The organism is Vibrio sp. YIC-376 (assembly GCF_052353105.1).
Lineage (GTDB): Bacteria > Pseudomonadota > Gammaproteobacteria > Enterobacterales > Vibrionaceae > Vibrio.
On record NZ_JBBWFK010000009.1, the window covers coordinates 134,704 to 148,418 of the forward strand.

The 13,715-nt window shown below is 45.8% G+C and carries 13 protein-coding genes; 1 reads left to right on the forward strand and 12 read right to left on the reverse strand.

The features are described from left to right. Window positions 1-9 precede the first annotated feature (9 nt). The 12 genes from cyoE to WJM94_RS17515 all read right to left on the reverse strand — a co-directional run bounded on the left by cyoE (window position 10) and on the right by WJM94_RS17515 (window position 13,022). The gene (cyoE, locus tag WJM94_RS17460) at window positions 10-924 is read right to left on the reverse strand and encodes a heme o synthase (RefSeq protein WP_444495548.1); all 915 of its coding nucleotides are present in this window, start codon (window positions 922-924) and stop codon (window positions 10-12) included. Then, window positions 885-1,196, reverse strand: coding sequence for a cytochrome o ubiquinol oxidase subunit IV (cyoD, locus tag WJM94_RS17465; RefSeq protein WP_444495473.1), 312 nt, complete (start codon window positions 1,194-1,196; stop codon window positions 885-887). Before cyoD ends, cyoE begins: the two co-directional genes overlap by 40 nt. Further along, entirely contained in the window at window positions 1,196-1,798 is a 603-nt protein-coding gene (gene cyoC / locus WJM94_RS17470) for a cytochrome o ubiquinol oxidase subunit III (protein ID WP_444495474.1), read from the reverse strand. Before cyoC ends, cyoD begins: the two co-directional genes overlap by 1 nt. Then, window positions 1,788-3,824: a cytochrome o ubiquinol oxidase subunit I gene (gene cyoB, locus WJM94_RS17475; protein ID WP_444495475.1), complete on the reverse strand. Its 2,037-nt coding sequence runs from the start codon at window positions 3,822-3,824 to the stop codon at window positions 1,788-1,790. The genes cyoC and cyoB overlap by 11 nt, the downstream gene beginning before the upstream one ends. Before the next feature lie 5 nt (window positions 3,825-3,829). Next, a complete protein-coding gene (gene cyoA, locus WJM94_RS17480; RefSeq protein ID WP_444495476.1) occupies window positions 3,830-4,711 on the reverse strand; it encodes a ubiquinol oxidase subunit II in 882 nt (293 codons plus the stop codon). 585 nt (window positions 4,712-5,296) lie between these two features. Then, a complete protein-coding gene (locus tag WJM94_RS17485) occupies window positions 5,297-6,055 on the reverse strand; it encodes an SDR family oxidoreductase (RefSeq protein WP_444495477.1) in 759 nt (252 codons plus the stop codon). 181 nt (window positions 6,056-6,236) lie between these two features. Further along, window positions 6,237-7,139, reverse strand: coding sequence for a 3-hydroxyisobutyrate dehydrogenase (mmsB, locus tag WJM94_RS17490; RefSeq protein ID WP_444495478.1), 903 nt, complete (start codon window positions 7,137-7,139; stop codon window positions 6,237-6,239). Next, entirely contained in the window at window positions 7,136-8,275 is a 1,140-nt protein-coding gene (locus tag WJM94_RS17495) for an enoyl-CoA hydratase/isomerase family protein (RefSeq protein ID WP_444495479.1), read from the reverse strand. The genes mmsB and WJM94_RS17495 overlap by 4 nt, the downstream gene beginning before the upstream one ends. An 8-nt stretch (window positions 8,276-8,283) precedes the next feature. Further along, complete coding sequence (locus tag WJM94_RS17500) at window positions 8,284-9,069, reverse strand: enoyl-CoA hydratase (protein WP_444495480.1); 786 nt, start codon at window positions 9,067-9,069, stop codon at window positions 8,284-8,286. A 40-nt stretch (window positions 9,070-9,109) separates the two neighbouring features. Further along, complete coding sequence (locus tag WJM94_RS17505; RefSeq protein WP_444495481.1) at window positions 9,110-10,264, reverse strand: acyl-CoA dehydrogenase family protein; 1,155 nt, start codon at window positions 10,262-10,264, stop codon at window positions 9,110-9,112. Window positions 10,265-10,284: 20 nt separating this feature from the next. Beyond that, on the reverse strand, window positions 10,285-11,778 hold the full coding sequence (locus WJM94_RS17510; protein WP_444495549.1) for a CoA-acylating methylmalonate-semialdehyde dehydrogenase: 1,494 nt from the start codon (window positions 11,776-11,778) through the stop codon (window positions 10,285-10,287). Window positions 11,779-11,810: 32 nt separating this feature from the next. Further along, the gene (locus WJM94_RS17515; RefSeq protein ID WP_444495482.1) at window positions 11,811-13,022 is read right to left on the reverse strand and encodes a thiolase family protein; all 1,212 of its coding nucleotides are present in this window, start codon (window positions 13,020-13,022) and stop codon (window positions 11,811-11,813) included. Window positions 13,023-13,316: 294 nt separating this feature from the next. Between WJM94_RS17515 and WJM94_RS17520 the strand changes: the two genes are divergently transcribed. Beyond that, entirely contained in the window at window positions 13,317-13,706 is a 390-nt protein-coding gene (locus WJM94_RS17520) for a MerR family transcriptional regulator (protein WP_444495483.1), read from the forward strand. Window positions 13,707-13,715: the final 9 nt, after the last annotated feature.

A 13,715-nucleotide genomic window follows, 5' to 3' on the forward strand; every position in this document is an offset into this window, starting at 1 on the left:
GAGCTGAATTTATATCGCAAACGGAAGCAACTCTACTCCTAGTACTCCACTAATGCCCATTACCACCAGCAAAGAGACTTTGAACACCGACTTCGACCAAACAACATAGTTGTCGTCGTCGATGCTTCTGAAAGTGACTTTTGTCCACATAAAGCAAACAACTGCTGCGACAGCCAGGTATTCATATCCTGCTTCGCCAAGCAAAAATAATCCCAATGAAACTGCGCCAAAGGCGACAACGTAAGCTTTCATGTGACGATGCGCTTTATGGATACCCTCTACAACAGGCAGAACTGGAATACCTGCCTCACGGTAATCCTGCATACGGAACATGGCAATCGCGTACGAGTGCGGCATTTGCCACAGGCAAAACATGGTAAACAGCAGAATGGCTTCTAAGCTAATGAAGTTCGTCACCGCCAGATAGCCAACTAATGGAGGTACTGCGCCAGAAATACTTCCAACTAAGGTGCCATATATCGAATTACGCTTGTACCACATTGTGTAAAAGAAAACGTAATACACGTAACCAAGAAGAACGACAACCGCAGAAAGCGGATTGACAAGTTGAAACAGCAATGCCGTCCCAACCAACAGCAGAACCAATGCATAGACAAACGCGACATCAATATTAATGTTACCTTTCGCTAACTCTCGATTCTGAGTACGCGCCATCTTTTGATCGATATCGCGGTCAAAAATATTGTTCACCACACAACCTGAAGCAATAACAAGCGCCACACCAGCCAACGTTGTCAGAAACAACGTCAGGCTCGCAGGTTCTGTTTTTGCGGCGAGGAAGAACCCCGCCGCAACAGAAATCAGGTTGCCGAAAATAATGCCCGGTTTGGTGATAGACAAATAACTTTTCAGCATACCTTGGCCTACAACTTCATGTTGACGGTCATGTTGTAGATAATCCAGACCGAACCAGCGATCAGAATAAGCACAACAATGGCAGTAAACATCAGTGACACCAGGTTCCAACGACCATCAGATGTCTTCGCTTCCATATGCAAGAAGTATTTGAAGTGAACAAAGATCTGAACCAGTGCACAGCCAAATAGGATCGCGTATGTCGTGGTCTCTGGCAGAGATTGCGTCCAAACAAAGTAGAATGGAATCACTGTTAAGAACAGTGACGCAATAAAGCCTTTAACGTAATCAGACGCACTTGTTTCGATATGTTGTCCCATTACATGACCCCCAGTAAGTAAACGATGGTAAAGACACAGATCCAGACAATATCCAGGAAGTGCCAGAACAGGCTCAAGCAGTTAAAACGCATCGCCATGTTATCGTTCAGACCTTTAGTCGACAGTTGGTGATAAGCGATCGCCAACCAAATCAGACCAAATGACACGTGCAAGCCGTGCGTGCCTACCAGAGTAAAGAACGCAGAAAGAAACGCACTTGCCTGAGGACCGTAACCTTCAGCAATCAAATGATGGAATTCGTAAACTTCCATGCAGATGAAGCCAAGACCCAGTACAAAGGTAATTTGCAACCAGCGTTTAAGACCAGCGACATCTTTACGTTTCATCGCGATCATGCCAAAACCAAAAGTGATACTACTGAATAGCAGCAACATGGTTTCAACAAACACGAAAGGCAGTTCAAAAATATCTTTACCTGTTGGGCCAGCAATCGAGTTGCTTGAAAGTACTGCGTAAGTTGCAAACAAGGTTGCAAACAGTACACAGTCACTCATCAGGTAAACCCAGAAACCAAACAGTTTATTGCCGTTGGTATCGTGGTGGTGATCATGGTCATGATGAGCAGCGACATTAGTTTGCATACGTCACCTCCAGATCATCTTTGTTTTCGTTGTCTTTCACTGAACCTTTCTTCGCTTCTTCAAGCTGAGCACGACGTGCCGCTTCAATCGCTTTGATTTCTTCAACTTCAACGTAGTAATCCACGTCTTCGTTGTAACTGTGCTTGATACAAGTCGCGATGATGGCAACAAAACTCAAACCAGCCAGCCACCAGATGTACCAAATCATGCCAAAGCCGAATAGCAGTGACCATGCTGATACGTAGATACCAGTTGCTGTGTTCTTAGGCATGTGAATACGCTCGTATTCCACTTCCTTAGTCGGATCAAACTCGCCACTTTGTTTTTGGTACCAGAATGCATCCAGCACATCACCTTTTGGAAGGTGTGCAAAGTTATAGAACGGCGGTGGTGAAGACGTTGCCCACTCAAGAGTACGACCACCCCACGGGTCACCGGTAAGATCACGGTTTTGATCGCGGTCACGAATACTTACGTAGATCTGGATGAATTGAGACAATACGCCCAGTGCAATCACTACCGTACCAGCAGCAGCAACCGCCAATAGTGGGAAGAATTCTGGGTTGATTTCTTGGCTGATACGACGGGTCATACCCATGAAGCCCAACGCGTAAAGCGGTAGGAACGCCATCAAGAAACCAATGATCCAAAGATAGAATGCACGTTTACCCCAAGTTTCATTCATGGTGAAACCTGTTGCTTTCGGGAACCAGTACGTGATTGCGGCGAAGCAACCAAATACCACACCACCGATGATAACGTTGTGGAAGTGTGCGATCAGGAATACTGAGTTATGCAGAACGAAGTCCGCACCCGGTACCGCCATCAAAACACCCGTCATACCACCAACGGTAAAGGTGATCAGGAAGCCTACTGTCCACAACATCGGAGTCGTAAAACGAATACGTCCTTTGTACATGGTGAATAGCCAGTTGAAGATCTTAACCCCGGTCGGGATAGAAATGATCATCGTGGCGATACCAAAGAAGGCATTTACATTTGCGCCTGAACCCATTGTGAAGAAGTGGTGTAGCCAAACGACAAACGCCAGAACCGTAATTACTATCGTTGCCCATACAAGCGAGGTGTAACCGAATAGCTTCTTACGAGAGAAAGTCGCCGTTACTTCTGAGAACACACCGAAAATCGGAAGGATCAGGATATAAACTTCTGGGTGACCCCATGCCCAAATCAGGTTGACGTACATCATTACGTTGCCGCCAAGTTCATTGGTAAAGAAGTGCATACCCAGGTATCTATCCAGCGTCAGAAGCGCGATAGTTACCGTCAGAATTGGGAACGAGATGATGATAAGGATGTTTGCACACAGAGATGCCCAAGTGAATACAGGCATTTTCATCATTGGCATTGAAGGCGTACGCATGCGCAGGATAGTTGCGAAGAAGTTCACACCTGTTAGCGTAGTACCAACACCCGATATCTGTAGCGCCCAAATCCAGTAGTCAACACCAACGCCCGGACTTGCTTCAATTCCCGACAATGGTGGATAAGCCAACCAACCAGTACGGCCAAACTCACCAAGACCAAGCGACATGTTCGTCAGGATCACACCGACAATAAACAGCCAAAAGCTTAAGTTGTTCAGGTACGGGAAAGCCACATCACGCGCACCGATTTGTAGCGGAACAATGATGTTCATCAAACCAATAACCAATGGCATAGCGACGAAGAAAATCATGATCACGCCGTGAGCCGTAAAGATTTGGTCATAGTGTTCTGGTGGCAGGTAACCTGCTTCACCCGCAGATGATAGCAGCTGCTGACTACGCATCATTACCGCGTCAGCAAAACCACGAATTAGCATTACCATCGCAACCGCGATGTACATAAAGCCTAGTTTTTTGTGGTCTACAGAGGTAAACCATTCATTCCACAAATACTGCCACTTACCCGCTTTAGTTACCGCGTAAACCACGGCTAAACCAACTATAGCCACTACCGCTAAGGTGATGACGATAATGGGTTCGTGGAATGGAATTGAATCCAGAGTTAATCTTCCAAACATTGCGATTATCCTTGGTTTTCAGGCATACAGTTCATAGAACCAGGATGCTGAGTCACGACATTGCTGAATAGGAACGGAGGTACACTTGAGAACAAAGTAACCGGCTCAGCAATACTAGGTTCAGCTAGCGTGCTGTACTGTACCCAGTCTTCGATACGGTCTGGACTCGCTTTTACTTTCTGCACCCAGTTGAGGAATGCAGCGCGGTCAGGCATAGCCGACGCAGTGAACTTCATTTGTGAGAAGCCTTCCCCACTGAAGTTCGAAGCAAAGCCCTTGAAGTCACCTTCATGGTTAGCAATCAAATTTAACTTGGTTACCATGCCAGGCATCGCGTAAATCTGAGTACCTAAACGTGGGATGAAGAACGCGTTCATGATGTTGTCGGACGTCAGCTTGAACTGCACAGGAACATCTTTTGGAAACGCTACGTAGTTAACCGTCGCAATGTTTTCTTCCGGGTAGATGAACAGCCATTTCCAATCTAGTGCAACCACCTCTATCGTCATTGGTTTTACATCACTTACCAGAGGCTTAGAAGGCTCCAGTTCGTGGGTAGAACGCCATGTGATAGCGGCTAAAACTGCAACGATTATGATAGGAATAGTCCATACCACTACTTCTATTTTTGTCGAGTGCGACCACTCTGGGGCGTACTCTTCTTGGGTGTTACTTGCTCGGTATCGGTAGGCGAAGTAAACCGTCATTAGAATCACGGGGATCACGACGATCAACATCAGCAAAAGAGCAGTGATGATCAGCTCTTTTTCCTGGACACCAATAGCACCTTTGGGGTCAAGCAAAGCAGAGTTACATCCTGAGAGCAAAAGTATGACGGACGCCAGACTCCCCCTCGATAAGATGCGTTTATATCTTGAGGCTTCCATTAACTTTCTCGATGGTTGTCTGGTTTCAAAGCAAATGCCAAGAACCAGTTGTTATAGTCATTAGAATGTTTATGTGTTGAGCATATGCGACATTGGACGTCAAAATATAAAACCACACTTTCAGTGTGAGTTTATTGTTACACTTTGAAATACAATGTTACATTCGGCCGCATTATGAGGAGTTAGAAGTTAAAGCTCACGAGTCATATCTGAAAACTAACATTTCATTTATCATTAAATTAGTAAAAATTTAGCGCATTATGATCGTGTCTTTAGGTAGCAAGAAAGAACTGTTACACCAGAAAAAACGGGGCTTGAATGAGGAAAATGAAGTGTGACTATTGATGGTTTAGTCATTCAAAAAAAACGAGCACGTTGGTTAAAACTCAAACCAACGAAATGTGATCTAGATCAATTTAACAATTTCACGTAGTTTTTACATGGTATTTATCCATGAGCCACCATAAAACTAATACATTCATAATAAAAATAGGTTAGTCTGAAACTAGCTTACCAAAGGGTTAGATGAAATTAAAAACTCCATAAAATTAACACGTTACAATAGAAAAGCTTCAATTAAATTAATTACATCCGCAGACCTCCATCCACTTCTAGCACTCTTCCAGTAAAGTATTCATTTTCAAGGATGTATTTAACAGCATGTGCGATTTCATTCGCCTTAGCCAATCTTCCTATCGGGATCATTTTTTCGAGACGTTCAATCACTTCAGGCTTCATGTTCTCAGCCATTGGAGTATGTACAACACCCGGTGCAATTGCGGCAGCGCGAATACCATACTGTGCTAACTCGCGTGCCCAAGTCGTCGCCATGGTGGCTACAGCGGCTTTGGAAGCGGAATAGTTGGTTTGACCAATGTTACCCGCTCGCGCAACACTTGATATGTTGATGATCACACCACGAGACTCACTTTCAATCATTCTCACTGCAGCCTCACGACCACAAAGAAAGGTTCCTGTCACGTTTACATTCATTACCATATTGAACTGTTCCAGAGACATCTTGCTGATCACACCATCTTTTACTTTGACCAGTAGGCCATCCCTGAGTACCCCAGCGTTATTGACAAGCCCGTTCAATTGCCCAAAATCTTGGAGAATATCGTCAAACGTAGCTTCGACTTGCTGCTCATTGGTTACGTCTAACAGGTAAGTTAACGCCTTAGCACTTAGCATTTGACATTGCTGTTGAGTCTCTCGTAAACCGCTTTCATTGACATCAAGCAAAGCCAAATCAGCCCCTGCACGAGCGAGAATAACCGCCATCATTTGTCCAAGCCCCTGCCCCGCACCGGTGATTGCTATGACACTGTTTTTTAGATCCATACCTTCACTCCAACACTTGATGACGACTCATACGCACGTTGCACCGTTTGCCAAACTACAAAAACCAACGCGTCTCAATCTTCTGTAATCAGATTCCGGAGAACTCATTTAGGCCTGTCGGGAATGACGGAGAGCGTTGATACAAACTTAATAGCGCAACATCGTCATTCCCAATTTCCAATCATTTTTGGTTCTTATAAAACTCAAACAAACTTGAGAAATCGAGCTCGCCATAACCACTTGAGTTATGGAAAGCATATAAGTTGCGTGCAAGCGAGCCCATCGGCACAGAAGAGTGAGTTTGTAATGCCGCATCTAGACCTAACCCTAAGTCTTTCAGCATTAATTTGCTCATAAAGCCCGGTTGGTACTGATGACTTGCCGGAGAACTTTCCATCACTCCCGGACAAGGATTATAAAGTTCCAACGCCCAATTTCGTCCCGAGCTTTGCAACATAATATTCGACAGAACTTTAGGGTCCAAACCATGATCAATACCAAGATTCAAGGCTTCACAAGTACCCGACATCAAGATCCCGAGCATCAGGTTATTACAAATCTTCGACATTTGACCATCGCCTGCTTTACCAGCATGGAACACATTTTTACCCATGTATTGCAAAATCGCATTAGCTTTAGAAAATGCCTCGACTGAGCCACCAACGATAAAAGTCAATGTTGCTGCTACTGCCCCAGCCACCCCGCCAGAGACAGGAGCATCAACGAATAACAGTTTCTTATTTGCGGCTTCATTGGCGACTAATCGTGCCGAATCCGGATCGACGGTGGAACAATCAATCAATAACGTATTTGGAGAAACAAGATTGAGAACCCCGATCTTCCCATACAAATCACCGAGGTAGGTACTTCTCACCTGTGAAGCGGTTTGCAACATGGTGATGACAGTGCCAGCCCCATCAACTACTTCTTGCAACGAACTTGCGACAACCGCGCCAAACGGCTCGAGCTTTCTTGAAGCGTCGGTATCCAAATCAAACACTTGCACATGAAATCCCGACGCCAGTAAATTCTGCGCCATTGGGGTTCCCATGTTGCCTAATCCGATAAAAGCGATGGTACTCATAGTGATTCTCCTTCATTTCCTAACTCAGCAAGTGGATGTTCATCTTTTGCCCAAAGTGAGGTAAATAGCGTATCAATCAAATCTTCATCGACTTCCGAGACACTTTTAAACATCCAATTTGGTTCGCCATCACGGTCGATCAGTCTCGCTCGAACGCCTTCTTTAAACTCTCCTAGTAACGCACCGCGAACCGAGAGCGTAAGCTCTAATCGGAAGCAATCCGCAAGCGGTAAACTGTGGAACTCTTTGACTTGCCTGAAGCAGATATGGGCCGTAATTGGACTTCCGGAAGCAAATGACTGTTTGGCATTTTCTAACCACTGATTAGTGCTCTCCATTGCCATGATTCGCTGCCCAATAAGGTTTAAATCGAGGCCTTTACACGCTTCTCTAATTTGTTCCAAACACGGACAAATTTGTGTAGTTGGTTTACTATCGATGATCTCTTCTTCTAACAATGCCAACAGCGCATCCACAAGCACTTTCGGGCTCTCAGTACCCCAAGAAAGCCTTTGCAGTTCCGTGAGCAATGTCGGGTAATGTTCCTCTAAGAGTAACCAGTCGGCAAAACCTATTGTGACAGCGTCACTCGCATTCACTGTCGCTCCAGTCAATCCAAGAAACAGTCCCACATCAGGATCAATTTGGCTTAAGAACCACGTCCCACCGACATCGGGATAAAGGCCAATGTTTACTTCGGGCATCGCCAAACGTGATTTAGGGGTAACAACTTTATGACTCGTTCCCATAAAGAGCCCCATACCACCACCCATGACGATACCCTCACCCCAGCCGATTATAGGTTTGTTATAGGTATGGATGAGATAGTCGCACTCATACTCTAATGTGAAATAGCGTGTACAAAATTCTGCAATAGCGTCTTTGTTTTCATTGTGCATGACATGATAAATAGACCTAACGTCACCGCCCGCACAAAACGCTTTTTCGCCTGCACCAGATAAAACCACACAGACCAAATGAGAATCGTCTTTCCATTTCAGTAACTGATCATGGAGTTGGGCCAACATGTCATAGGTCAGTGCATTTAGAGACGACACATTATCTAAGGTCGCAACTCCTATACGATGTATACCGTCTAAACACTCCAATTCAGTGATCGTTACCATCCCAGCCATTTGGCCTCCTATTGGTTTTTCCAGTTCGGTTGACGCTTTTCAAGAAAGGCACGAACGCCTTCCGTCTGGTCTTCTGTATCAAAGAGATTGAGGAATAACTCTCGCTCTTTGATTAACCCATGCTTTCGAGGAGCTGAACGCATGTTCTGAATCAGGATTTTGCACGCAGCCACAGAAGACGGAGACTGGTTTGATACTGACTCTGCCATTTCCATCGCTTTATTCAACGATTGCCCTTTCGCCACGATCTCCTCTGCTAAGCCTAGTTCTTTTGCTTGGATTGCGCTGACTTGTTCACCACAAAGAATCATGCGTTTAGCCCAACCTTCCCCAATTATCGCGGTAAGATTTTGTGTGCCACCAGCACAAGGGAGTAAACCTACCTTAGCTTCTGGTAATGCCAGTACGGCTTGTTCTTCGACCACGCGAATATCACACGCCAAAGCGACTTCTAATCCACCACCCATGGCATAGCCGTTAATCGCGGCAATTGAAACTCCCCTAAAATCGGAGAGTGTTTCAAAAGCTTCGCCAAACGATCGTGCCATCTCTAATGCAACCGCTTTGTCTCCATCGGCAAATAACTTGAGATCAGCGCCCGCCGAGAAGAACTTTTCTCCACTTCCCGTGATCACCAGTGCGTAAACGTCTCGATTTTGATTGAGTTCCAGTACAAGTGATTTCAGCGCCCTAAGGCTCTCTGCTGTCCAGGTATTCGCAGGTGGGTTGTTCATCGTAATCACAGCAACATGATTGCTAATTTGGTGTTGAATAGCTTGTTGAGTTGATGGCATATCCCGAATCCTTTCCAAATTAAAATGTTTGAAAACAGAATTACAGCAATGTCGACGCTTCCGAGAGCAAACGGCGTGCAATAATCAACCGCATGATTTCATTGGTGCCTTCCAGTATTTGGTGTACTCGAACGTCACGGAAATAGCGCTCCATCGGGTATTCTCTGATGTAGCCGTAACCGCCATATAGCTGCAGCGCCTGGTCACAGACTTGAAACCCTACATCGGTAGCAAATCGTTTAGCCATCGCACAGTAAGTCGTTGCATCAGAGTCACCTTTATCGAGTTTACTCGCGGCGTAACGTACCAATTGCCTTGCTGCAACCAGCTCTGTTGCCATATCGGCTAATTTAAATTGCAGCGCCTGAAATTGGGCCAATGATTTACCGAACTGTTTTCGTTCCTGCATGTACTGAGCTGCATGATTGAGTGCCTGTTGCGCGGTTCCGACTGAACAAGTTGCGATGTTGATGCGTCCACCATCCAGCCCTTTCATTGCAAAGATGAAACCTTGCCCTTCTTCACCCAATAAATGATTGACTGGGACGGCAACGTTTTCAAAAGTGACGGCGCGAGTCGGCTGGCTGTTCCAGCCCATTTTGGGTTCCTTACGTCCGTAGCTTATGCCTGTCGCATTTGCCTCAACCACAAAAGCTGATACGCCTTTGGCACCTGATTCTCCGGTTCGCGCCATCACGACCAATACATCAGTATCACCTGCGCCAGAAATAAACGTCTTACTGCCGTTGAGAATATACAGGTCACCTTTTTTAGTGGCAGAAGTGGTCAGTGACGCAGCATCAGAACCTGCATTTGGCTCAGTCAGACAGTAAGAGCCCAACCATTCACCAGTGACTAATTTAGGACAAAATTGCGTTTTAATTTCGTCACTGGCAAAACTGGCTATCATCCAGCTCACCATATTGTGAATGGTCATAAACGCCGTTGTCGATGTGCAGCCCATGGACAATTGTTCAAAAATGATTGAGGAGTCTAAGCGGCTGAGGCCCAATCCGCCTTGTTCTTCCGGGGTATAGAGACTTAAAAAGCCTAACTCACCCGCTTCTCGCAATACCTCTTTGGGAAAGATCTGTTTTTCATCCCACTCCGCAGCCATTGGCGCTAAACGCTCCTCGGCAAACTGTTGAGCCGTATCTGAAAACGCACGTTGATCTTCATTAAGTTCAAAGTCCATATCAACTCCCTGTTGCCAGCTTAGCGTAGCTGGATTGTGAGATTTGGCCCGCTTGGAATATCATCATCGAACCAACGCGAAGTAACGGTTTTAGTTTCGGTATAGAATCGGACGGCCTGCTTACCATACGCATGAAGATCGCCGTAAAAACTGCCACGCCAGCCAGTAAATGAGAAAAACGGTAATGGAACTGGAATCGGTACATTAATACCAACCTGACCCACCTGGATCTCGTGTTGAAATTTTCGCGCCGCAGCCCCGTTGGCCGTAAAAATCGACGTCCCGTTGCCATAAGGATTGCGATTAACCAGCTCAATCGCTTCTTGCAGGGTGTCCACTTCCATACAAACCAACACAGGGCCAAAGATCTCCTGAGTATAAATTGACATATCTGTAGATACGCCTCTGAACAACGTCGGTCCTACCCAGTTACCATCAGGGAATCCATCCACCTCGCATTGACTACCATCGAGCACACACACTGCTCCTTGCTGTTTACCCAACTCAATCAAACCTAATACGCGTTGTTTTGCCTGCTCGCTTATCAGTGGGCCATAGGCGGCATCTTCATCATCCCATGCTCCCGGATGAATGTTCGCCATCTCCTCTTTAAGATCATCAATCCACGCTTTAGAGTCACCAACAAAGACCGCGACTGAGATAGCCATACAGCGCTGACCTGCGGCACCAACCGAAGATCCAACTAAGTTGTTTATTACGTGCTCTTTGTTGGCATCTGGCATGATCACCATATGATTTTTAGCGCCAGCAAACGCTTGTACACGTTTAAAGTTCTGCGTGCCTGTCGTATAAATGTATTGAGCGACAGGAACAGACCCAACGAAAGAAACCGCTCGAATGTCATGATGTGTGAGCAGAAAATCTACCTGCTCCTTGCGGCCATGAACGATCTGTAAAACGCCTTTTGGTGCGCCTGCTTCTTCAAACAATTCAGCAAGGCGAACGGAAGTCAGAGGCACCTGCTCGGAAGGTTTGAGAACAAAAGTGTTGCCGCTGGCAATGGCGATTGGAAACATCCATAGAGGGATCATCGCCGGAAAGTTAAATGGTGTAATACCGCAGCACACACCCAAAGGTTGAATGAGCGAGTAACTGTCAATATCGGTCGCGACGTTTTCAACCGTTTCACCCATCAAATTGCTGGCAATATTCGCGGCTTGTTCAACAACCTCAATCCCACGCCAAACATCCCCTTTAGCGTCGGCTAAAATCTTACCCGTTTCGTGTGAGAGCAATATCGCAAGTTCATCATGATGTTCTTTCAGCAAATGTTGATAACGGAGCATCAATCGTGCACGCTCAGAGACAGCCACATTTTTCCAGGTCTGAAACGTCGATTTAGCGCTGTCGATTGCAGCATGCATCTCTTCATGCGTTGAGCACGGAACGTACGCTATCACATCATTAGTGGCAGGGTTGGTGACTTCTATCCAATCTGTTGTTTGAGATTCACGAAATTCACCGCCAATAAATAAGGGAACAAAACGAGTCATCATCTACTACTCCTTTACTGCCATTTCTGAAATTAAAGCGGAACTTCGATACCGATAGCTGTCGCTTCTCCACCACCGATACAAATCGCAGCGATACCTCTTACAACTTTTTTATTGCCTGAATCGCCGTCTACCCCTAATGCCTGCAACTGACGCAAACTGTGGGTCAAAGTAACCAAAATACGCGCACCACTCGCACCAATAGGATGTCCTAGCGCACATGCCCCGCCCTTGATGTTTACTTTGCCTGGATCGAGGCCCAATTCAGCAATGGCAATTTGCGTTACAACAGCAAAGGCTTCATTAATCTCCCAAAGGTCAATCTCATCAATCGACCAGTCGAGTTGCGATAGCAATTGCTCAATTGCGAAAACTGGAGCAAGGGTAAATTCTGCGGGTTCTCTGGCGTGTGTCGCATGACCTCTTATCACGGCCAGTGGAGGAAGATGGTGATGGTGGGCAGTTTCTTCGTCCATCAGAACGAGTGCGGCTGCACCGTCTGAAATCGCGCTTGAATTTGCGGCAGTCACTGTACCGTGGATATCAAATGCAGGTTTAAGTTGGGCGATTTTTTCGAAGTCAATCGAACGCGGATGTTCATCATAATCCAGAACCATGGAAGACGCTTTACTACGAATTTCTACTGGAGAAATTTCATCATCAAACAGCCTTTGTTCTTGAGCTTCTAGTGCACGTGTCGCAGACATCGCCGCCCATTCATCCATTTTTTTACGGGTGAATTTGAGTCTGTCTGCGATTTGCTGAGCATACACCCCCATCAACAAACCTTCGTAAGCATCTTCTAAACCATCAAGGAACATATGATCATAAACGGATTGATGTCCCATCCGCATACCACTTCGAGCATCTTTCATCAGATACGGGGCGTTGGTCATACTCTCCATACCACCCGCGACTGCGGTATGAATGGTGCCCGCTTTAATTAAATCATGCGCCAGCATCACGCTCTTCATTCCCGAGCCACACACCTTGTTGATGGTGGTACAGCCAGTAGAAATGGGCAGCTCGGCCTCTAGTGCTGCCTGCCGTGCCGGAGCCTGACCGCAACCAGCCGGCAAAACGCAGCCCATAAAGACTTCATCCACTGAAGTGATGTTAACTTCTTTGAGCGCACTTTTAATCGCAATAGCCCCTAACGCAGGAGCAGAAAAGGTTTGTAGTAGCCCCTGAAAGCGTCCGATTGGTGTTCTTTTCGCACTGACAATCCAGATGTCATTTTCCATGATTCCACATCCTTACAAGGTGTATCACAGCGCACGAATTTGCCCATCACAATCGCTCTCAAAACCCTTCATAACCGCTAAAGTTTCAAATCAAACGATGAATCTTTCGCACTGTGATTTCTTGACGTTTACGTAAGCATAGCACTAGCCTTTACTGTGAGGTAAAGAAACAAATTGATAAAAGCATAAATTTCCTCCGACCTTTCACCACAGAGGTCCGACTTCGAGAAGCTTGTTTCTTGTTTGTTATTTCAAGTAAGTAAGTTGAGATAAGTAATTTGAGGTAAGTGTGTGATGGAAAAATACAAAATTAGCGATCTTGCTAAAGAATTTGATATTACGACGCGCAGCATCCGATTTTATGAAGATGTGGGGCTGATTGAGCCTGAACGGCAAGGTAATATGCGCGTTTATCAGCGCAGAGACAAAATCCGTTTGAAACTCATTCTGAGAGGTAAACGGCTTGGCTTTTCACTCGCAGAAATTCGTGAACTTTTTGACCTGTACGATCTTCAACAAACAGACGAGCAACTGCTTAAAATGCTCACTATCATTGAAGAAAAACAAGCGTTGCTCCAACAACAGATGAATGACATCAACGTTGTGATGGGTGAATTAAACGCCGCCAAGGAACGCTGCTTACAGACGTTGCAGAAGCACAATAAAATATCCACGTATCCCTGACTTTAATCC

Excerpts from the sequence above, each read along its gene's own strand:
- WJM94_RS17500 (WP_444495480.1), bottom strand. The coding sequence starts at position 9,069 with ATGCCATCAACTCAACAAGCTATTCAACACCAAATTAGCAATCATGTT.
- cyoA (WP_444495476.1), bottom strand. The coding sequence starts at position 4,711 with ATGGAAGCCTCAAGATATAAACGCATCTTATCGAGGGGGAGTCTGGCG.
- WJM94_RS17485 (WP_444495477.1), bottom strand. The coding sequence starts at position 6,055 with ATGGATCTAAAAAACAGTGTCATAGCAATCACCGGTGCGGGGCAGGGG.
- WJM94_RS17495 (WP_444495479.1), bottom strand. The coding sequence starts at position 8,275 with ATGGCTGGGATGGTAACGATCACTGAATTGGAGTGTTTAGACGGTATA.
- cyoB (WP_444495475.1), bottom strand. The coding sequence starts at position 3,824 with ATGTTTGGAAGATTAACTCTGGATTCAATTCCATTCCACGAACCCATT.
- mmsB (WP_444495478.1), bottom strand. The coding sequence starts at position 7,139 with ATGAGTACCATCGCTTTTATCGGATTAGGCAACATGGGAACCCCAATG.
- WJM94_RS17510 (WP_444495549.1), bottom strand. The coding sequence starts at position 11,778 with ATGACTCGTTTTGTTCCCTTATTTATTGGCGGTGAATTTCGTGAATCT.
- cyoD (WP_444495473.1), bottom strand. The coding sequence starts at position 1,196 with ATGGGACAACATATCGAAACAAGTGCGTCTGATTACGTTAAAGGCTTT.
- cyoC (WP_444495474.1), bottom strand. The coding sequence starts at position 1,798 with ATGCAAACTAATGTCGCTGCTCATCATGACCATGATCACCACCACGAT.
- WJM94_RS17520 (WP_444495483.1), top strand. The coding sequence starts at position 13,317 with ATGGAAAAATACAAAATTAGCGATCTTGCTAAAGAATTTGATATTACG.
- WJM94_RS17515 (WP_444495482.1), bottom strand. The coding sequence starts at position 13,022 with ATGGAAAATGACATCTGGATTGTCAGTGCGAAAAGAACACCAATCGGA.
- WJM94_RS17505 (WP_444495481.1), bottom strand. The coding sequence starts at position 10,264 with ATGGACTTTGAACTTAATGAAGATCAACGTGCGTTTTCAGATACGGCT.